At 70.6% G+C, this 18,943-nt stretch carries 16 protein-coding genes; 8 read left to right on the top strand and 8 right to left on the bottom strand.

Going from position 1 to position 18,943, the window contains the following annotated elements; genetic code table 11:
* Nucleotides 1-27: 27 nt before the first annotated feature.
* Nucleotides 28-807: a M23 family metallopeptidase gene (locus AC1DVZ_RS01075; RefSeq protein ID WP_477616330.1), complete on the bottom strand. Its 780-nt coding sequence runs from the start codon at nucleotides 805-807 to the stop codon at nucleotides 28-30.
* Between the two features lie 114 nt (nucleotides 808-921).
* Entirely contained in the window at nucleotides 922-1,905 is a 984-nt protein-coding gene (locus AC1DVZ_RS01080; RefSeq protein WP_477616331.1) for a lipase family alpha/beta hydrolase, read from the bottom strand.
* A 210-nt stretch (nucleotides 1,906-2,115) separates the two neighbouring features.
* Between AC1DVZ_RS01080 and AC1DVZ_RS01085 the strand changes: the two genes are divergently transcribed.
* Nucleotides 2,116-2,526, top strand: coding sequence for a cobalamin B12-binding domain-containing protein (locus AC1DVZ_RS01085; protein WP_477616332.1), 411 nt, complete (start codon nucleotides 2,116-2,118; stop codon nucleotides 2,524-2,526).
* Nucleotides 2,527-2,565: 39 nt separating this feature from the next.
* Here the strand turns inward: AC1DVZ_RS01085 and AC1DVZ_RS01090 are convergent, their stop codons facing one another.
* Nucleotides 2,566-4,482: a CocE/NonD family hydrolase gene (locus AC1DVZ_RS01090; RefSeq protein ID WP_477616333.1), complete on the bottom strand. Its 1,917-nt coding sequence runs from the start codon at nucleotides 4,480-4,482 to the stop codon at nucleotides 2,566-2,568.
* A gap of 437 nt (nucleotides 4,483-4,919) precedes the next feature.
* Here AC1DVZ_RS01090 and AC1DVZ_RS01095 point away from each other — a divergent pair, with 437 nt between their 5' ends.
* Complete coding sequence (locus AC1DVZ_RS01095) at nucleotides 4,920-6,980, top strand: M4 family metallopeptidase (RefSeq protein WP_477616334.1); 2,061 nt, start codon at nucleotides 4,920-4,922, stop codon at nucleotides 6,978-6,980.
* A gap of 112 nt (nucleotides 6,981-7,092) precedes the next feature.
* Here AC1DVZ_RS01095 and AC1DVZ_RS01100 read toward each other — a convergent pair whose 3' ends face one another.
* Nucleotides 7,093-7,593, bottom strand: coding sequence for a hypothetical protein (locus tag AC1DVZ_RS01100; RefSeq protein WP_477616335.1), 501 nt, complete (start codon nucleotides 7,591-7,593; stop codon nucleotides 7,093-7,095).
* Between the two features lie 60 nt (nucleotides 7,594-7,653).
* Between AC1DVZ_RS01100 and AC1DVZ_RS01105 the strand changes: the two genes are divergently transcribed.
* From AC1DVZ_RS01105 to sucD, 3 genes are all read left to right on the top strand, one after another.
* Nucleotides 7,654-8,625: a threonine dehydratase gene (locus tag AC1DVZ_RS01105; protein ID WP_477616336.1), complete on the top strand. Its 972-nt coding sequence runs from the start codon at nucleotides 7,654-7,656 to the stop codon at nucleotides 8,623-8,625.
* A gap of 148 nt (nucleotides 8,626-8,773) precedes the next feature.
* Nucleotides 8,774-9,961 carry an ADP-forming succinate--CoA ligase subunit beta gene (sucC, locus tag AC1DVZ_RS01110; RefSeq protein ID WP_477616337.1) on the top strand — a complete coding sequence of 396 codons (1,188 nt, stop codon included), beginning with the start codon at nucleotides 8,774-8,776 and terminating at the stop codon, nucleotides 9,959-9,961.
* 20 nt (nucleotides 9,962-9,981) lie between these two features.
* Nucleotides 9,982-10,872 carry a succinate--CoA ligase subunit alpha gene (sucD, locus tag AC1DVZ_RS01115; protein WP_477616338.1) on the top strand — a complete coding sequence of 297 codons (891 nt, stop codon included), beginning with the start codon at nucleotides 9,982-9,984 and terminating at the stop codon, nucleotides 10,870-10,872.
* A gap of 81 nt (nucleotides 10,873-10,953) precedes the next feature.
* Here sucD and AC1DVZ_RS01120 read toward each other — a convergent pair whose 3' ends face one another.
* Together AC1DVZ_RS01120 and AC1DVZ_RS01125 are read right to left on the bottom strand one after the other, a co-directional pair.
* Complete coding sequence (locus AC1DVZ_RS01120; protein ID WP_477616339.1) at nucleotides 10,954-12,360, bottom strand: hypothetical protein; 1,407 nt, start codon at nucleotides 12,358-12,360, stop codon at nucleotides 10,954-10,956.
* Nucleotides 12,353-12,853 carry a SigE family RNA polymerase sigma factor gene (locus tag AC1DVZ_RS01125; protein WP_477616340.1) on the bottom strand — a complete coding sequence of 167 codons (501 nt, stop codon included), beginning with the start codon at nucleotides 12,851-12,853 and terminating at the stop codon, nucleotides 12,353-12,355. The genes AC1DVZ_RS01120 and AC1DVZ_RS01125 overlap by 8 nt, the downstream gene beginning before the upstream one ends.
* Before the next feature lie 208 nt (nucleotides 12,854-13,061).
* Here AC1DVZ_RS01125 and AC1DVZ_RS01130 point away from each other — a divergent pair, with 208 nt between their 5' ends.
* The 3 genes from AC1DVZ_RS01130 (at nucleotide 13,062) to purH (ending at nucleotide 16,635) form a co-directional block, all read left to right on the top strand.
* Nucleotides 13,062-14,297: a cell division protein PerM gene (locus AC1DVZ_RS01130; RefSeq protein ID WP_477616341.1), complete on the top strand. Its 1,236-nt coding sequence runs from the start codon at nucleotides 13,062-13,064 to the stop codon at nucleotides 14,295-14,297.
* A 68-nt stretch (nucleotides 14,298-14,365) separates the two neighbouring features.
* The gene (gene purN / locus AC1DVZ_RS01135; protein WP_477616342.1) at nucleotides 14,366-14,977 is read left to right on the top strand and encodes a phosphoribosylglycinamide formyltransferase; all 612 of its coding nucleotides are present in this window, start codon (nucleotides 14,366-14,368) and stop codon (nucleotides 14,975-14,977) included.
* Nucleotides 14,978-15,054: 77 nt separating this feature from the next.
* Nucleotides 15,055-16,635, top strand: a complete 1,581-nt coding sequence (purH, locus tag AC1DVZ_RS01140) for a bifunctional phosphoribosylaminoimidazolecarboxamide formyltransferase/IMP cyclohydrolase (RefSeq protein ID WP_477616396.1) — start codon at nucleotides 15,055-15,057, stop codon at nucleotides 16,633-16,635.
* A 103-nt stretch (nucleotides 16,636-16,738) separates the two neighbouring features.
* On the opposite strand, the gene bar is transcribed toward purH, so the two are convergent.
* Together bar and AC1DVZ_RS01150 are read right to left on the bottom strand one after the other, a co-directional pair.
* Nucleotides 16,739-17,878, bottom strand: a complete 1,140-nt coding sequence (gene bar, locus AC1DVZ_RS01145; RefSeq protein ID WP_477616343.1) for a barbiturase — start codon at nucleotides 17,876-17,878, stop codon at nucleotides 16,739-16,741.
* Nucleotides 17,879-17,884: 6 nt separating this feature from the next.
* Complete coding sequence (locus AC1DVZ_RS01150) at nucleotides 17,885-18,835, bottom strand: carbamate kinase (protein WP_477616344.1); 951 nt, start codon at nucleotides 18,833-18,835, stop codon at nucleotides 17,885-17,887.
* Between the last annotated feature and the right edge of the window lie 108 nt (nucleotides 18,836-18,943).

Raw genomic sequence — 18,943 nt, forward strand, 5'->3', positions numbered from 1 at the left:
GGGAGATCACTCGGTGGTGCGGGACTGCTACTGCAGGCCGTGGTCGTGCAGCCACGGGGCGGGGTCGATGGCCGCGCCGCCGTCGGGGTGGATCTCGAGGTGCAGGTGCGGGCCGGTGGAGTGGCCGGTGTTGCCGGACAGCCCCACGACGTCACCAGGAGCGACCTTGTCGCCGACGCTGGTCTCGAGCTGGCTCAGGTGGCCGAACACCGACACGGTGCCGTCCCAGTACTCGATCTCGATCTTGTTGCCGTAGCCACCCTCCCAGCCCGCGAAGGTGACGGTGCCGGTGGACATGGCCTTCAGCGGCGTCCCGACCGGGGTGCCGAAGTCGTCGCCGGCGTGCAGTCGGCCCCAGCGCCAGCCGTAGCCGGACGTGAAGACCGCGCCGTTGATGGGCATGACCCACCTCTCGCGCGCCTTGCGGGCGGCTTCGGCCTTGCGGAGCGCGGCGGCGGCAGCGGCCTTCTTCGCGACGGACTTGCGCTCGGCGCTGCGGGCGATTCGCTGCGCCTCGAGCACGCGGGCCTGCACGGCCGTGACCTGCACCTCGCGCTGCTGGGCGGCCTCGAGACGGTTGAACTTGGCAGCGGCCTCGTCCTGGCTCCGGGCCTTCGCGCCAGCACCGTTGAGGTCGAAGTAGGCGGGCGCCGACTCGGCCACGGTGGCGCCGGTCGCGGTGACGACGAGCGCTGCAGCGGCTGCCCCCGGCAGGAGGTAGCCACTCTTGGCGAAACGGGGTCCCCGACGAGGCGCGCGGTGGCGACCTGGGGCGCGGTGGCGGCCCGAGTAGGAATCTGAACTCACGAAATGATGACCTTGCGTGCGGGGGGACACGGAGTCACAGAGGGTAGCGTGATCAGTTCGTTATCCATAATCGACTTGGCCGAAATCCGCGTCGAATATCCGAAATGTCCGCTGTCAGGACCCGCGTCGACGGAGCTCGGTGACGCCCGGGGTGAGGGTGTGCCCCTCGGAGTCCAGGTGCGCCAGGGTGCTGGAGATGCCGTGGACCACGCTCCCGATGATGGGCAGCGACATGTGGCCGACGCCGTGCAGGTCGATGTTGCGCGCGCTCAGGTCGGGGTGGGTGAGCGCGGCATTGCGCTGCGGGAAGACCATCTGGTCCAGGTCGGACCAGTACACGACGAACCTCGTCTGGCAGTCGGGCACCGGCTGGTCCAGCTCGCGCATCAACCCGCTGCCGGGGCGCAGCTGTCGGGTCAGCTGGTTGTGCCATCCGTATGCCGTGTAGGTGCCCTGGTGGGGCGTCCCCAGGGTCACGAGGGTGTGGACGCGCTCGTCGCCACCGAGCCGGGTGACGTAGTAGCGGGCGATCAGGCCGCCCATGGAGTGCCCCACGACGTGGATCCGCTCGTAGCCGGTCTCGGCCACCAGGGCCTCCACCTCTTCGGCGAGCTGGGCCGCTGCGACGCGCACGTCGGCGGTGAAGGGGGAGTAGTTCATGCTCGTGACCCGGCCGAAGCCGCGCCGGCGAAGTCCCAGCCTGAGCAACGTGAAGATCGACCTGTTGTCGACCATGCCGTGCACGAGCAGGATCGGCGTGCCTGCCGCCTCGACGTCGGAGATGAGCAGTCCGCGCTGGATGGGTGGCAGGTGCTCGACCCCGAAGCCGAGCTGGCTGTCGCGCCCATGGCGACCGACCAGGCCCCAGGGGTACAGCGCGAGGTGGGTCGTCACCCACGCCGCCTCGACGGCTGCACCCAGCGCGCCGGTGGGCGTCGCCAGCGCCCTGGCTGCGCCTCCCACGATGTCGTCGGCGGCTGCGGCGGCGGCCCTGACGCCACGCGTCGCCCGCGTGAGGATGCCGGGGCGCGGAGTGCCAGCCGACGTGCGCGGCTGCAGCGCAGCCGGTCGGTGAGGGCGCGGGATGCTCTGGGACATGACCTAGGTGAACGTACTGGTTGAAGGGGCGGTCTTGGAGATTTCAGCCGAAGTTCGCCGCGTGTCTGCCGTACCCATCCCGACTTCTGGCCACCTGTGTGTCACGAGAGGCCGTCCGGAGGGGCCGCGTGAGGTGCACGTGGCCAGAAGTGGGGTGGTCTTCACCACCCGGGGGACCTGTCGCGCCCTCGGAGTGGCTAGTCTGCGGCCATGAGTGACTCTCCCCTGCGCGTCGTCGTGGCCAAGCCCGGACTCGACGGACATGACCGTGGCGCGAAGGTCGTGGCGCGTGCCCTGCGTGACGCCGGCATGGAGGTCGTCTACACCGGGTTGCACCAGACGCCTGAGCAGATCGTCGAGGCGGCCATCCAGGAGGACGCCGACCTCGTGGGCCTGTCCGTCCTCTCGGGCGCTCACATGACCCTCTTCGCCAAGGTGATGGACCTGCTCAAGGAGCGCGACGCCACCGACATCGTCGTCTTCGGCGGCGGCATCATCCCTGAGGCCGACATCCCCGAGCTCGAGAAGATCGGTGTTGCCAAGGTCTTCACCCCCGGCGCCACCACGACCGACATCGTGGCCTGGGTACGCGGCGCGGTCAGGCCCGACGAGGACGCCTGACCCGGCGTCGCGCGGCCCGCGCTGTGCACCCCGCACTCCTCAGGGCACCACGGGGAGGCTGAGCGTGGCCGGTGCCAGCGGTGACGCGCGCACGGTCACCGGCTGCACGGCATACGCGTTCTTGTAGGCCGCATCGGTGCTCGCCAGCACCAGCTGGAGCCGGTGGCCGGCTTCGACGCGGTGCACGATCGCGGGCAGCTCGAGGTGCACCGGCTGGGTCACGTCAGCCACACGGACCGGGCTGATCAGCTTGTGCACCAGGGTCTTCGAGCCGTCAGGGGCGACGTCGTAGAGCTTGGCGAAGACCTGCAGCTGACCGCTCGGGCCGGCCGACTGGGTGAGTGCGACGGCGGGGGACTCGAAGCGCACGTCCAGGGTCGGGGCGCCCACGATGGTGAGTGGCTTCGACTGCGCAGGGGTGGACCAGGCGCCGAAGGTGCCAGGGGTGTCGAACGGCGTCGTGACGCCCTGCGGGAGTGCCACCTGGCCCTCGAGCCCGGAGACCTCGGTGTAGGAGGCGGGTGCGCCCCCTCCCGGGTTGGACCAGGACGTGGAGCCGGGGAGGATCGACGACTTCGACGACACCAGCTCGTCGGCCGACGAGAGGTAGAGCGCCTTGCGCGTCCCCACCGGGTAGCTGCTCGCGCTGGCGTAGGCCGGAGCCGCGCTGCCCGTGTAGCCGACCCAGTCGCGGAAGTACGAGAAGACGGGACCGGTCGAGACGCTGGAGCCCTTGAGGTGGTGGTCGAACCAGTTCTTGATGCGCAGGCCGAGGTAGGTGTCCTCGATGTGCTGCCCGCTCAGGTCGAGCTCGCCAGGGGCGGCGCCGGTGTTCGCGCCGGTCCCGCCGGAGTGCCCCCAGGACTGCCATGCCATGGTCACCGGCACGCCACGCGCCTTGAGCGAGCGGTAGGTCGCGGCGGCCTCCTGCAGGTTGAACAGGGTGTCGTTCTCGCCCTGGATCAAGAAGGTCGGCACCTTCACCTTGTCGATGTAGTGGCCGACCGACACACGGTCGGTGAGCTGGTACGTCGTGGGAGTGGGGTACCCGAGCGTGTCGAGCGTGGCCTTGGCCTGACAGGCCTCGAGGACGAAGTTGGGGCAGCCGACGTTGCGGGTCGGGTCGATGGAGGTGCCCTGGAGTCCGTCGGCGATCCCCACGCCGAAGAACAGTCCGCTCCAGCCGATCTTCTCGGTGCCGGGGTTCGAGTTGGCATAGGTCACCCCGCTCGTGAAGCTCGTGTTGTTGGGCGCGAGGGAGTAGCGCAGGTCGTTCCACGTGATCAGCGGGACGAGCGTGTCGACCCTGGAGTCCACTGYGGCAGTGGCGAACTGGATCTGCCCGCCATAGGACCCACCGATCATGCCCAGGCGCGGGTCGTGGGTGGCCGGGTTGTCGAGCACCGTGAAGTCGACGGCGACCGTGCCGGCTCCGCCAGCAGTGCCGCCCACCTGCGACGAGGTGTATGCCGCGGAGCCGCCGCCCCCGAGGAAGGTCACCAACGAGGTGGCTGCGACGCCGTCCACGCCGGGGTCGTCGAGCGAGACCTTGCACCCGCTGTCGGGGAAGCCGAGACCGGTGTAGGACAGCACTGCGTAGCCGCGCTTGGCGAAGGCCTCGCCCAGGCCCGCCTGGTCGGCCTTGCTGCCGCCGAACCCGTTGGTGGTCAAGATGGCTGGGACCCTCGCCGCGGGGCTCGCGGAGTGCGGCTTGTAGAGGTCCGCGTCGATCGTGCAGGTCTGCGGCTGCCCGAGGTCGTTCGTGCCCGCCGGGACGCTGAACTTCAGGTCGGAGAAGGTGTCGACCGAGTCCAGCGAGGTGGCTGGGGCGGCCGGCGCGCCCGGGGCTGCCGGAGCCGCGGCGGCGGCAACGGGCGCAGCGAGCCCGAGAGCGGTCACGGTTGCGGCCGCGAGCACCGCGACGGACCGGATGTGGGACGAGGTGCGGCGCGACATCGAGCCTCCACGGTGGTGGGCGGGCCGGGGTGGCGCCGCTGCAGTGGTCTGACAACGACACCGTGGCCGGGCCGGTTACGTTTCGGGACCGTGCGCGCTGCAGCCGTGCTCGTGGACGCACCCTTCCCGACTCGGCGGCCCGTCCGTATCGTGAGCACGGCGATCCACGCCGTGGACGCCTGAGGAGCCCGGGCGGCATACGGCTGACGTCGTCTTGGGCAACCGCAGACAAAGGATGCCTAGTATCTGTACCAATCGGGGGGTTCCCACGCATTTGGCAAAGTCTTCGCCAGTTTCATTGACCCGATCTTCCGGCGGCCGGTTAGGTCAGCACGGCGCGAGGCCCACGGCAACCCTGAGCCGTCCCTGGAGGGGGACTCGATGCCACACCAAGCGCGGGCAACCAACACCTGCGCATGTCCGAGAAGAGGATTTTCGTGATCCGTCTGTCTACCGGCGCCGCACTTGGCGTCGCAGTCGCTGCGGCCGTGGCCACCCCACTGTCCGCGGCAGCAGTCGCTCCACAGTCCGCGCCGACCCATGTTGCCAGCGTCGCCTCCGCACAGTCCGGCGCGGACAAGGACCACGCAGCGCTGGGTCTGTCCAAGGACGAGAAGCTCGTGGTGCGCAACGTCCTCACTGACCGTGACGGCACCCAGCACGTCCGCTACGACCGCACCTTCAAGGGCCTGCGGGTCGTCGGTGGCGACCTCATCGTCGAGAAGACCGCAGCCGGCCAGGAAAAGGACGTGCACTACAACGCCAGCGGGAAGGTCGCCGTCGCGTCGACGACTCCGACGGTGACGCGTAGCAAGGCGGTGTCGGAAGGCCGGTCCGCGGGCAGGCAGACCGAGTCCCCGTCCAGTGAGCTGGTCGTGTGGGCCGGCGGCGCCAAGCCCGTCCTGGCCTACGACGTGCTGGTGAAGAGTGTCCGGGCCGACCAGGTGCCCTCGCGGCTGCACACCCTCGTGGACGCCAGGTCCGGAGCCGTCCTCGTCAGCTACGACGAGGTGCAGACCGGTACGGGCGACGGCATCTTCTACGACGCCACCCTCGAGACCGCGGCGCACACGGGCGGTGGCTACGAGCTGACCGACACCCACGGCAACAACACGCGAGACGCCCACAACCTGGGTGACCCCAACACCGGTGTCGGCCCGGCAGGTGACCTGTTCCTCGACTCTGACGACCTCTGGGGCAACGGCGCGGTCTCGGACCGGGCCTCGGCCGCCGTGGACGCCCACTACGGCGCCACGACGACGTTCAACTACTACAAGAACGTCCTGGGTCGCAACGGCATCTGGAACGACGGTCGCGGCGCTCCCTCCCGCGTGCACTTCGCCAACGCGATGGAGAACGCCTTCTGGGACGGCACCCAGATGTCCTACGGCGACGGCGCAGGCAACGCGGCCCCACTGACCGAGATCGACGTGGCCGGACACGAGATGTCCCACGGTGTCACGGAGAACACGGCCGGGCTGGTCTACAGCGGTGACGCGGGCGGCCTCAACGAGGCGACGTCGGACATCTTCGGCACCGCTGTGGAGTTCTACGCCAACAACCCGAGCGACCCGGGCGACTACCTCATCGGCGAGGAGATCGACATCAACGGGAACGGGACGCCGCTGCGCTACATGGACAAGCCCAGCAAGGACGGTGCGTCCCGCGACTGCTGGTTCCCGACCTTGGGTCAGCTCAACCCGCACTACTCGTCGGGACCACTCAACCACTGGTTCTACCTCGCGTCCGAGGGCAGTGGCTCCAAGACGATCAACGGCGTCACCTACAACAGCCCGGTCTGCGGCACTGCCCCCGCAGTGACGGGCGCCGGCCGGGCGAATGTCGAGAAGGTCTGGTACCGCACGCTCTCGACCAAGCTCACCAGCAACAGCAACTACGCCGCGGCCCGCAACGGCGCCATCGCATCGGCCAAGGAGCTCTACGGAGCGACCAGCGCCACCTGCACCGCAGTCGCAGCGGCCTTCACCGCGATCGCGGTTCCGGCTGGGTCCGAGACGTGTGGGACCACGCCGCCGCCGGCCGGCAACCTGCTGCTCAACCCGGGCTTCGAGTCGGGAGCGGTGAGCTGGACCGGCACCGCCGGACCGATCACCAACAACACCGGGCGTCCGGCCCGGACCGGCAGCTGGAAGGCGTGGCTCGGTGGCAACGGGTCCACCTCGACCGAGACGGTCCAGCAGAGCGTCGCGATCCCGTCGACGGTGACGGCCGCGACCCTGTCGTTCTGGCTGCGCACCGACACCGCTGAGTCGGGCAGCACGGTGTACGACACGATGAAGGTGCAGGTGGTCGACGGCGCGACGACGACGACGCTGGCGACGTACTCCAACGTGGGTACGAACGCGACCTACACGCAGAAGTCGTTCAACGTCACGGCCTACAAGGGCAAGACGATCTCGGTGAAGTTCCTCATGAACGAGGACTCCTCGCTGCAGACGTCCTTCGTGGTCGACGACACCGCGCTGGCCACCAGCTAGCGGACCGGAGTCGGGTCGGCGTTCCCCCTGAGCGCCGGCCCGGCTCCTCCCCCTTGACAGCGGCAGGTCGCGGGCAACCTCCAGCCCGTGACCTGCCGCTTCCTCCTGCCGTCTACGTGCAGACCTTGCGGTCGGCGGGCGGACCCGTGACGTCGGCGAGCAACTGGGTGACGACGGGTTCGGCCTTGGCAAAGCGTTCGTCGTCGAGGTGCACCAGTCCGGTACCGGCCCCGAAGAGCACGTCCATCTGATCGGCCACCGTGCTCGCTGAGCCCGTGGGGGTGTCGGTGTCGTGGACCTGGAGCGCCGCCTCGTTCAGGACGGCCAGGCTGGCCTTGTCGATCGTGCAGGTGACCTTTCCCTGCTTGGTCGTGGCCAGCACCCCGCCGTCGTCCTGGATCGAGAGGGTGTCGGCGAAACCCGCGATCCCGCCGAGCCTGCTCACGGTCAGGGGAAAGCTCGCCTGACGGGTGGCCGTCGGCGAGGGAGTGGTCGGGATCTGTGGGTCCTTGGTGCCGCAGCCGACCAGCGCGAGGGACAGGCAGGCCAGGCTGGCAGTGGCGCCGAAGGGCAGCGCGGTGGCGCCGAGGGACGACGGTGCGGTTCGCGGCATACCGGACATCCTGCCCACACTTGCCGGCCTTCGTCACCCACCTCGGGCAGACTCACGCCCATGACCTTCACCCGTGCCGAGCTCGACGCCGCGACGACGGTCGTGCGCCGCCACTTCGCGGCGACACCCCAGCTCGAGTGGCCGCTCCTCAGCGAACACGTCGGTGCCGAGGTCTGGGTGAAGCACGAAAACCACACTCCCACAGGGGCTTTCAAGGTGCGAGGTGGTCTGGTCTATGCCGACCGCGCCGCGCGCGAGCGCCCCGAGGTTAAGGGCTTCGTCTCGGCGACGCGCGGCAACCACGGACAGTCCCTCGCGTATGCCGGTCGGGCGGCCGGGCTGCGCGTCGTGATCGTGGTGCCCGAGGGCAACAGCCCCGACAAGAACGCCGCGATGGAGGGCTTCGGCGCCGAGCTGATCGTGCACGGTCGCGACTTCCAGGAGGCTCGTGAGCACGCCATGAGTCTGGAGGCCGAGCTCGGTCTCGAGGCCGTCCCGCCGTTTCACCCGGACCTCGTGGTGGGGGTGGGGACCTATGCGCTCGAGCTGTTCGACGCAGCCGGTCCGCTCGACACCGTCTACGTGCCGGTCGGGATGGGTTCGGGCATCTGCGGCCTCATCGGGGTGCGCGACCTCCTGGGTCTGTCCACCGAGGTCGTCGGTGTGGTGTCCGACCTCGCGCCGGCCACGGCCCTGTCCTTCGCGGCCGGGGAGGTGGTCGACACCCCGGAGGCCGCCACCTTCGTCGACGGGGTGGCCTGCCGCGCGCCCATCGCCGCCGCGGTCGACGAGATGGTCCGCGGTGCGGCGCGCATCCTGAGGGTCGCCGAGGACGACACGGCCGAGGCCATGCGCGTCCTGCTGCGCACCACCCACCAGCTGCCCGAACCCTCGGGGGCCATCGCGCTGGCCGGACTCCTCGGGGAGCGCGGCTCCCAGCGCGGACACCGGGTCGGCGTGGTCCTCTCCGGAGGCAACTGCGACGCAGACATCCTCACGACGGTCCTGGCCGGTCGGACGCCTGGGGCCTGAGCCCGGGTCGGCCGCCGCGCGATCGCCGCCGCTTGTCGTGAGATTGGTCCCATTGGGCCGCTGCGCACGCACCCGAGGGAGCCAGCCGGTCGCTACAGGGCTAGTCTCGGCGTCGAACCAAACCCATCCGTAGACGAGGACGTCAGACGTGGATCTGTTCGAATACCAGGCTCGAGACATGTTCGAGGCGCACGGCGTGCCGGTGCTCGCCGGTGCCACCGCCACGACTCCGGAGCAGGCCCGCGCGGCCGCCGAGGAGATCGGTCCCAAGAGCGGCGGCGTGACCGTCGTCAAGGCGCAGGTCAAGACCGGTGGCCGAGGCAAGGCCGGCGGCGTCAAGGTCGCCAAGTCCGCCGACGAGGCCCAACAGCACGCAGAGGCGATCCTCGGCATGGACATCAAGGGCCACACCGTGGGCACCGTGATGATCGCCCAGGGTGCGCAGATCGCCGAGGAGTACTACTTCTCGATCCTGCTCGACCGGGCCAACCGCACCTACCTTGCGATGTGCAGCAAGGAGGGAGGCATGGAGATCGAGCAGCTGGCCGTCGAGCGCCCGGAGGCGCTGGCCCGCCTCGCGGTCGACCCCAACACCGGCATCGACGAGGCCAAGGCGCGAGAGATCGTCGCTGCGGCCGGCTTCGACGAGGAGACCGGCGCCAAGATCGTCCCGGTCCTGCAGTCCCTGTGGACGGTCTACCGCGACGAGGACGCGACGCTGGTCGAGGTCAACCCGCTGGTCAAGACCGTGTCAGGCGACATCGTCGCGCTGGACGGCAAGGTGACGCTGGACGAGAACGCCGGCTTCCGGCACCCCGACCACGAGGCCCTCGAGGACAAGGCCGCGGCCGACCCGCTCGAGGCCGCTGCCAAGGAGAAGAACCTCAACTACGTCAAGCTCGACGGCTCGGTCGGCATCATCGGCAACGGCGCCGGGCTGGTCATGTCGACCCTCGACGTCGTCGCCTACGCCGGCGAGGAGTTCCCGGGCCAGCCCAAGCCGGCCAACTTCCTCGACATCGGTGGTGGCGCCTCGGCCGAGGTGATGGCCAACGGGCTGCACATCATCCTGGGCGACGAGCAGGTGAAGTCGGTGTTCGTCAACGTGTTCGGTGGCATCACCTCCTGCGACGCGGTGGCCAACGGCATCGTCGGCGCGCTGCAGAACCTCGGCGACGAGGCCACCAAGCCGCTCGTCGTCCGCCTGGACGGCAACAACGTGGAGGAGGGCCGGCGCATCCTCGCGGAGGCCAACCACCCGCTGGTGACCATCGAAGAGACCATGGACGGCGCGGCCCGCAAGGCCGCCGAGCTGGCTTCGGCCGCGACGAACTGACCGAAGGAACGGCACACCAAATGGCTATTTTTCTCGATGAGAACTCCAAGGTCATCGTCCAGGGCATGACCGGCTCCGAGGGCATGAAGCACACGCAGCGCATGCTCGCCTCCGGCACCCAGATCGTCGGTGGCGTCAACCCGCGCAAGGCCGGCACGTCCGTCGACTTCGACGGTGGCGTCTCGGTGCCGGTCTACGGCACCGTGGCCGAGGCCATCGCCGAGACCGGGGCCAACGCCTCGGTCATCTTCGTGCCCCCGGCCTTCGCGAAGTCCGCCGTCGTCGAGGCGATCGACGCGCAGATCCCGCTCGCGGTCGTTATCACCGAGGGCATCGCCGTCAAGGACTCGGCGGAGTTCTACAACTACTCCCTGGGCAAGGTGACCCGTATCGTCGGGCCGAACTGCCCCGGCCTGATCAGCCCCGGCAAGTCCAACGCCGGCATCATCCCCGCCAACATCGCGGGCGCCGGACGCATCGGCCTGGTCTCCAAGTCGGGCACCCTGACCTACCAGATGATGTTCGAGCTGCGCGAGTTCGGCTTCTCGACGGCCGTCGGCATCGGCGGTGACCCGATCATCGGCACCACCCACATCGACTGCCTCGAGGCGTTCGAGAAGGACCCCGACACCGACGCGATCGTCATGATCGGCGAGATCGGTGGCGACGCCGAGGAGCGGGCCGCGGCCTACATCAAGGACCACGTGACCAAGCCGGTCGTCGGCTACGTCGCCGGCTTCACCGCTCCCGAGGGCAAGACCATGGGCCACGCCGGCGCCATCGTCTCCGGTTCCGCGGGCACGGCTGCCGCCAAGCAGGAGGCCCTCGAGGCGGCTGGCGTCAAGGTCGGCAAGACGCCGTCCGCGACCGCCGACCTGATGCGCGAGATCATGCAGGGGCTGCAGAAGTAGCTTCTGCCGCAACGCAGTTCACGACGGCCGTCACCCTGGTGGGTGACGGCCGTCGCGCGTCCCGGTATGCCGTGTGGCTGGCTACTTCTGGCGGGCCAGGGCGAGCAGCCGGTCCAGCTCGGCGAAGCCCTGCTCGGGGCTCTTCGCCGCCGTGATGACGACGGTGCTGACCGCGCCGGGGGTCCGCTGGCTGGTGACCCCCACCCACTCGGAGAGGGTGGCCGACCCGTCGTTGAAGACGGTGTCGAGACGGAACGTCCCGTCCGTCGGGCCGGGCGTGGACTTCACCGTGTAGTTGGCGCCGTCGCAACCCTTGGCGTAGAGCGCCTTGGCCTCGCTGAGCCGTGCGCTGACGTAGGCCTTCTGGACCGCGTCGTCGGTGGCGTCGTCGAGCTGCACGCGCTGCCGGCCGATGTAGGTCGCGGCGCCTGTGCCCGTGCGGATCGAGACGACGCCGACGCGCCCACCGATGCCGGCCTGCTGGTCGTCGGTCTCACAGCTGGCGACCGCCGTCGACCCCTCGAGGGCCCCGGGTCCGTCGTTGGTCTTCGCCCCACCCGTCAGCCCCTCCGAGGCCCACTGCGACGCGGCGACGAACAGCTTCGACGACGGCAGGGCGCCGGGTCCGGTGACGGTCATGTCCTCGTCGAGGGCCTTCGGCCCGCTGGTCGTCGAGGGGGGAGTGGTCGGGGTGGAGGTGGTGCCGTAGCGGGCCAACCGCTCCCTTGCGATCTCACCGAGCGCCGTGACCTGGGCGAGGGTGAACTGGGGCGTCGTGGTGGGGTCGGTGATCTGGAGGACTGCGACGTCGTGGGCGCCATGGATGACCATCAGCCAGCCGGTGCCGGCGTCGCCGGCCCGGTAGGAGTAGAAGGCCCCGGCATCCCTGTCGTCGAGGGCCGTGATGCGGAAGTCGGGACCCATCTGGCAGTCGGAGATGTCGTTGGCGACCCCCGACGCCGCGGTCTCGGGGTCGGTGCCCTTGCCGAGCGAGAACCGCACCTGGCCGCCGGACGGGCCACCGGCGTCGAGGGTGATGCCTTCCTGCTGCACCTTGGTGCCGGGCTCGGCATCGAGGCACTCCACCGCCTCGAACGGCTTGACCGGGGTGAGGCGCGCGTCGCCCTTGAGGTCGAGGGCCCTGGTCCACTCCTGCAGCAGGGGCAGCGCACCGGGCTGGTCGAGAGAGTCGGCGGCGCTGGTCGTGGGGGAGGGGGAAGAACCGGTCGTGCTGCTCCGCGTCGCCGGGACCAGCGGGCTGGCGGCCTCGCGACCGAGCTGTGAGTAGCCCACCGTCCCGACCACCACCACTGCCGCGGCAGCCGCCGCCGTCCAGGTGAGCAGCCGCTGGCGACGACGCGCCATACCCCTCGCCTTGACGAAGCGGACGTCGGGAAGGGGTGCGGCTTCGACGTCGGCGCGCAGCGACGTCAGGGCAGCCCGCAGCCGGGCGTCGTGGTCAGCCGTCCAGTCGTCGTGGTCAGCCATGGGGGTTCTCCTCGTGCCGCAGGGCCTGCGCGAGCTGTGCGCGGCCCCGGTGCAGGCGCGCCTTGACGGTGYCTGCGGGGGTGTTGGTCTCGTGGGCGATCTGGTCGATGCTGAGATCGCCGAGGTAGTGAAGCGTCACGGCCTCGCGGACCGGGTCGGGCAGCGTCCGCAGCGCCGCCACCACGGCGACCCGGTCCTCGGTCGGCGGCCCCGTGGTGTCGTGGGCGCCGTGGCGTTCGTGGGCGCGGTCCTGGCTGGTCTTCTTGCGCCAGCCCGAGATGGCGATCCGTCGGGCGACGGTGCGCACCCAGGCGAGGGGGTCGTCGTGGGTGCGCACGGTCGACCACTGCTGCCAGGCGCGGGCGTAGGCCTCCTGGGTGGAGTCCTGGGCCACGGTGAGGTCGCCGGTGAAGGCGTAGACGAGGTGCACGACCCGGCGGGCGGTGTCGCGGTAGAACGCGTCGAACTCCGCCTCGGCGGACTGCGCGCCCATCGCCACCCCCTGTCTGGTCGGCACCACTGCTCCCGTCGGAACCGCAGCGCCCGTCGGCACGGTCGTGCCGTTCGAAACCGCTGTGGCCATCACACCGCAGCAGACGCGCTCGCGCGAGGTTGGGTTGCGGCGCGTTCGGACATTTCTCCGCAGGTGTTCGGCGTTGCACGCAGGCTGCGTCGACCCCGTCGGCGACGATGGAGCAGCGATGACTGTGATGGAACTACTGCGTGGGGGCACCTCGTCGACCGACGGCGGGCCCGGCCTCGTCGCGCACCGGCGGGCACTGGTGGCCGGTGCTTTGGCGGCGGCGGGTTCGGCGGCGGTCTTCGTCCTGCCCGCGCTGCTCGTCTGGGTCGCCGCCCCCGAGAGCACCGTGTCCTGGACCAGCTCCCTCGGGGTGGGATCCAGCCTGTGGCTGTTGTCCGGCGGCGCGCACCTCACCCTCGGTGCCGCCCACCTCACCGTGGTCCCGCTGCTCGCCTTCGCCGTCAACGTCGCGATCGGCTCGTGGGCCGCGGCGCGTGCCGCCCGTGAAGCCGCCGAGGCGCGCACCATCCGCCTCCTGCGCGACGCCGTGCACGGCCCCGTCGCCTTCGCCCTGGGCGCCTGGACGGCCGGGTATGCCGCGTGCGCGCTGCTGTGGGTCCTCGTCGCCTTCCTCGCGGGCCCGAGCCCGGTCGCCTGGACCCTCGTCCTGCCCGTGCTGGTGGTTCCCGTGCTGGCGGCCGCGACTGCGCTGGCCAGGCTCGTCACGGGGCGGCCAGAGCTGGCCGGACCCGGTCTGGGACGACCCTCGTGGTTGCCCGATGCCGTGCGCCGGGCGGTGCGCCCGGGTCTGGAGGGTGCCGCCACGGTGCTCGGGCTCGGCATGGCGCTCTGTGTGCTCCTCGTGGTGCTCCAGTTCGACCGGGTGAGCCACCTCCAGGGTGAGCTGGCCCCCGGTGTGATCGGTGGCGTGGTCCTTGTCCTCGCCCAGCTGGCCGTGCTGCCCAACCTGGCTCTGTGGGCGGTGTCGTTCGTCGCCGGCACGGGGTTCTCGGCGGTGGAGGGCGCTTCGGCGACCTGGACCGGAAGCCGTACCTCGCTGTTGCCGATGGTGCCGGTGTTCGGGGCGCTGCCCCAACCGGGCGCCTTCCCGGGCCTGTTGCCGCTGGTGGTCCTCCTGCCGGTCGCGATCGGCGCCTTCATCGGCTGGCGGTCGCTGAGCGCGGTGGCCCGGCTGTCGACCGAGCGCACCAAGCTCACCGTCGCCGGCACGGCCGTGGTGGTGGCCGCGGGGGCGCTGGGCCTGCTCGACGTCCTGGGTGGCGGTTCGCTCGGGGTCGCGCGGCTGTCCGACATCGGGGCACCGGCCGGGATGCTGACCCTGGCGCTGCTGGTCGAGTTCGGTGTCGGCGCGTCGCTGGTCCTGGCGTGGGACCGCTGGAAGCTCCGCCGCTGAGCCGGCCGACACCATGGTGGGCGGACGCGGCTGACGCCTCGCGGCGGCGGCTCGGTATCGTCTCCCGGGTGACTGCGCCTGAACCCACCGGGATCGTCGTCCTGGTCTCCGGGTCGGGCACCAACCTCCAGGCCCTCATCGACGCCACGGCCGACCCGGCCTACGGCGTGCGGATCCTCGCCGTCGGTGGCGACCGTGCGGGCATCGCTGGACTCCACCGTGCTGCGGCGGCCGGCATCACGGTGTTCGTCTGCCGGGTCGAGGACTACGACACCCGGGCGGAGTGGGACGCGGCCCTGGCCGAGCGGATCCGCGACCACCAGCCGGCCTTCGTGGTCTCCGCGGGGTTCATGAAGCTCCTGGGACCCGAGGTCCTCGGGCGGTGGACCGTCCTGAACACCCACCCCGCCCTGCTGCCGTCCTTCCCCGGCGCCCATGCGGTCCGCGACGCCCTGGCGGCCGGCGCGCGCCAGACCGGCTGCACGGTGCACGTCGTCGACGCCGGCATCGACACCGGGCCGGTCCTGGCGCAGGCCACCGTGGACGTCGAGCCGGAGGACACCGAGGACACGCTCCACGAGCGCATCAAAGCTGTCGAGCACCCGCTGCTCGTCCAGATCGTGGGCCGCGCGGCCCGCGAAGGAATCACCGTTTCCGATGGGAAGGCCACCATCCCGTGACCGAGCAGTCCGCCACCGCCAGTTCCGCCACCACCACAGGCGCCACCGCTCCCGCTGCCGACCTCGGCCGCCGACCGATCCGCAGGGCGCTGGTCTCCGTCTACGACAAGACCGGACTGGAGCAGCTGGCGCGGGGGCTGCACGCGGCCGGTGTCGCGCTCGTGTCGACGGGTGGGTCGGCCGCCCTCATCGAGGGACTCGGTCTCCCTGTGACCAAGGTCGAGGACCTGACCGGCTTCCCCGAGTGCCTCGAAGGGCGGGTCAAGACCCTGCACCCGCGGGTGCACGCCGGGATCCTCGCCGACACCCGCAAGGCCGACCACCTCGCCCAGCTGGCCGACCTCGGTGTCGAGCCGTTCGAGCTGGTCGTGGTGAACCTGTACCCGTTCCGCGAGACTGTGGCCTCGGGCGCCGGACCCGACGAGGTCATCGAGCAGATCGACATCGGCGGCCCCTCCATGGTGCGGGCTGCGGCCAAGAACCACCCGAGCGTGGCCGTCATCACCGACCCCGCGGCATACCCCGCCGTGCTGGACGCCGCTGGGGGCGGTGGCTTCACGCTCACCGAGCGCAAGCGGCTGGCCGCGCAGGCGTTCGTGCACACCGCCGACTACGACAACGCGGTCGCGAACTGGATGGGCAACGCCTACACCGACACCTCCGACGGCACCGGATTCCCTGCGTGGACGGGCGCGACGTTCCGGCGGTCCAACGTGCTGCGCTACGGCGAGAACCCGCACCAGCCGGCAGCGCTCTACACGCACTGGCGTCCCGGCGTGGCCTCCGCGGAGCAGCTGCACGGCAAGGACATGTCCTACAACAACTACATCGACACCGACGCCGCGGTCCGCGCGGCCTTCGACCACGGCGACCAGCCCACGGTGGCGATCATCAAGCACGCCAACCCCTGCGGCATCGCTGTGGCCGCCACCGTGGAGCAGGCGTATGCCGCGGCGCACGCCTGCGACCCGGTGTCCGCCTACGGCGGCATCATCGCGACGAACGTGCCGGTGACCAAGGCGATGGCGCTCGCGGCGAACGAGACGTTCAGCGAGGTCATCGCGGCTCCGTCGTTCGACGCCGACGCGCTGGAGGTGTTGCGGGAGAAGAAGAACCGGCGCCTGCTCCAGCTGCCCGCCGACATGGCGGCGCACCGCGACCCCATCGAGACGCGGCCGATCAGCGGCGGCCTGCTGGTGCAGCTGCCGGACCGCATCGATGCGGTCGTCGAGGGTGAGACGCCCGGTGGCGACGATGCTTCCCGCTGGCGGCTGGTGGCTGGTGCGGCGGCCGACGAGGTGACCCTCGCAGACCTCCAGTTCGCGTGGCGGGCCGTGCGCGCGGTGAAGTCCAACGCGATCCTGCTGGCCAAGGACGGCGGCTCGGTGGGCATCGGCATGGGGCAGGTCAACCGGGTCGACTCGTGCCACCTCGCCGTGTCACGGGCCAACACCGGGGGCGCCGAGCGGGCCCCGGGCGCGGTGGCTGCGTCCGACGCGTTCTTCCCCTTCGCCGACGGGCTCCAGGTGCTGCTCGACGCGGGCGTGCGGGCCGTCGTCGCTCCCGGCGGCTCGGTGCGCGACGAGGAGGTCGTCGCGGCGGCCGAGGCAGCCGGCATCACGATGTACTTCACCGGCACCCGCCACTTCAGTCACTAGGCACAGCGCCCACTGATCCATTCGCACTTCTGGCCACTCATGGCCCGTCCGAGCGGGGATGTCCGCCTCAGGTCGGGGATGAGTGGCCAGAAGTGGGGGAATCTCAGGTGGTCGGCGCGCGGTAGCCGGTCGGTTCGCCGGAGCCGAGGTCGACGATCGCGGCCACGGGGCCACCTCCGTCGGGCCCCTGGTGCGCGGCCGACACGGAGACGAAGACCGCCGGGTCTCCCGTGACCGACGCGGTGACGCCACCGACGGCCGACTTGATCTGGCGGTGCCAGTGCACGTCGGAGTCGTCCAGCATGGCGTTGCGTCGGCCTCGAACGGCGCCGTCCTGGCTGACCTCGCACTTGAGGAAGACGTTGACCAGCCGGCCCTGGAGGTCACTGGTGTGCGGACGGTCGGGGAGGTCGAGGCCGGCATCCTTGATGGCCGCCCAGATGCCGTCGGCGTCGAGGGCGTCGCGCATGACCGAGTGACCGATGCGGTAGCGACCGCCGATCCCCTTGGTGTTGCCGACCACCACGACCTGGGCCTGGTCGAGCTCGACCCCTGACGAGCAGGATGCGACCGCCGAGAACAGCGAGCGGTTGTTCATCACGTCGTCGTTCGTGGGCATCTCGATCTCGCCGAGCGCCACGGCGATCCCGAGACCGGTCGTGCCGTTGGACAGGTCCATCGACTCGTGGGTGTGGTGCGTCCAGACCGACTCGCCGCGGGACTCCGCGTCGCGGATGGTGTGGATGGTCAGCAGCGGGGTCTTGGTCTGCACGTAGTGGACGTCGGCGGGGTCGGTGATGCCGGCCTTCTCCATCGCGACCCGCACGGCTGCGGCGACCTTCTCGATCATGCCTGTGTAGCCGATCTCCTCGGGGAGGATCGGCTCACTCATCGCGAACCCGACCGTCAGCCTCGCCTCGTCGGACTGCTCCGCCTGGTCGGCCGGGACCGTGGCGAAGATGGTCGCGTGCGGGCTGATGATCCCGTCGGTCCCACCCGACCAGACGATCGGCACCTGCTTCACCTGGTCGGCGGGCGCACCCTTGGCGACCAGCACCTCGCGGAAAGCACGGTCGGCGATGATGCGGGTGTAGTCGTTGACCCCACCGTTGCCCTCGGTCTTGCCGATGATGGCGATGACGCGGCTGGCGTCCATCACCCCGTCGTCGATGAGCTTGGCCAGCTCGCTCGCGTCGGACACGCTGTGGATCGGGACCTTGCGGACCTCAATGGGCTCGGGCATGGGTGGTCACCTTCCGTTGTCTGTCGTTGGTTCGATGATGGTGCCCACGTCACCGGAGAGCGCGTCGGCGATGCGGTCGAGGGCGGTGATGACACTGCGTCCCCCGCCTTCGCGGACGAACCGCATGGCAGCCTCGACCTTGGGGCCCATCGAGCCGGACGCGAACTGGCCGTCCGCGGCATACCCCTCCATCTCGGCGAGGGGGACGCGGCCGACTGGGCGCGCCTGCGGCGTCCCGAAGTCGAGGACGGCGTTCTCGACGTCGGTCGCGATGACGAGCGCGTCGGCGCCGATGGCGCGGGCGAGCACCGCCGCGGTGAGGTCCTTGTCGATGACCGCCTCGACCCCGCGGACGGTGCCGTCGGGGTCCCGCACCACCGGTATGCCGCCGCCCCCCGCCGCGACGACGACGTAGCCCGCGCGCAGGAGGGTGAGCAGGGTGTGGGTCTCGAGGACCTCGACGGGCGCGGGGGAGGCCACGATGCGACGCCACCCCTTGTCGCCGCGGTCCTCCCACGTCTCGCCGTGCTCGATGAGGGGCCGAGCCTGGTCGTAGGGCAGGAAGCGGCCGATGGGCTTGGTCGGCGTGGCGAAGCCAGGGTCGTCGGGGTCCACCAGCGTGCGGGTGACGAGCGCGGCGACGGGGTGGCCAAGCCCGAGTCTGGCAAGGGCTGGTTCGAGGGTGTCGAGGATGGTGAACCCGATCGTCCCCTGCGTCTGGGCGCCGCACCAGTCGAGCGGGACCGGGGGGACGACGTTGGCGGCGAGCTCGTTCTTGACGAGCAGGTTGCCGACCTGCGGACCGTTGCCGTGGGTCAGGACGACCTCGTGCCCGGCGGCGACGACCGTGGCGACGTGTCCCATCGCCCGCCCGATGGCCTCCCGCTGGGCCTGCGGGGTGGCGCTGCCGTCGGGACCGGTCATGGCGTTGCCGCCGAGCGCGATCAGGACCCGCATGCCACCTCCGTTCGTCGTCCGTGCGGCGAGCCTAGGGATGCGCGACCGCCGATGACGTTGGCAGGACCTGCCCAATGGCCGGACCTGCCTTGGCAGATGTATGCCGGT

Source organism: Pedococcus sp. P2_E5, from assembly GCF_056403895.1.

What these genes read in the sequence shown, in the direction of transcription:
- AC1DVZ_RS01120 (WP_477616339.1), bottom strand. Translation starts at nt 12,360, where the DNA reads ATGGCTGACCACGACGACTGGACGGCTGACCACGACGCCCGGCTGCGG.
- AC1DVZ_RS01130 (WP_477616341.1), top strand. Translation starts at nt 13,062, where the DNA reads ATGACTGTGATGGAACTACTGCGTGGGGGCACCTCGTCGACCGACGGC.
- AC1DVZ_RS01105 (WP_477616336.1), top strand. Translation starts at nt 7,654, where the DNA reads ATGACCTTCACCCGTGCCGAGCTCGACGCCGCGACGACGGTCGTGCGC.
- AC1DVZ_RS01080 (WP_477616331.1), bottom strand. Translation starts at nt 1,905, where the DNA reads ATGTCCCAGAGCATCCCGCGCCCTCACCGACCGGCTGCGCTGCAGCCG.
- AC1DVZ_RS01100 (WP_477616335.1), bottom strand. Translation starts at nt 7,593, where the DNA reads ATGCCGCGAACCGCACCGTCGTCCCTCGGCGCCACCGCGCTGCCCTTC.
- AC1DVZ_RS01150 (WP_477616344.1), bottom strand. Translation starts at nt 18,835, where the DNA reads ATGCGGGTCCTGATCGCGCTCGGCGGCAACGCCATGACCGGTCCCGAC.
- AC1DVZ_RS01085 (WP_477616332.1), top strand. Translation starts at nt 2,116, where the DNA reads ATGAGTGACTCTCCCCTGCGCGTCGTCGTGGCCAAGCCCGGACTCGAC.
- sucD (WP_477616338.1), top strand. Translation starts at nt 9,982, where the DNA reads ATGGCTATTTTTCTCGATGAGAACTCCAAGGTCATCGTCCAGGGCATG.
- bar (WP_477616343.1), bottom strand. Translation starts at nt 17,878, where the DNA reads ATGCCCGAGCCCATTGAGGTCCGCAAGGTCCCGATCCACAGCGTGTCC.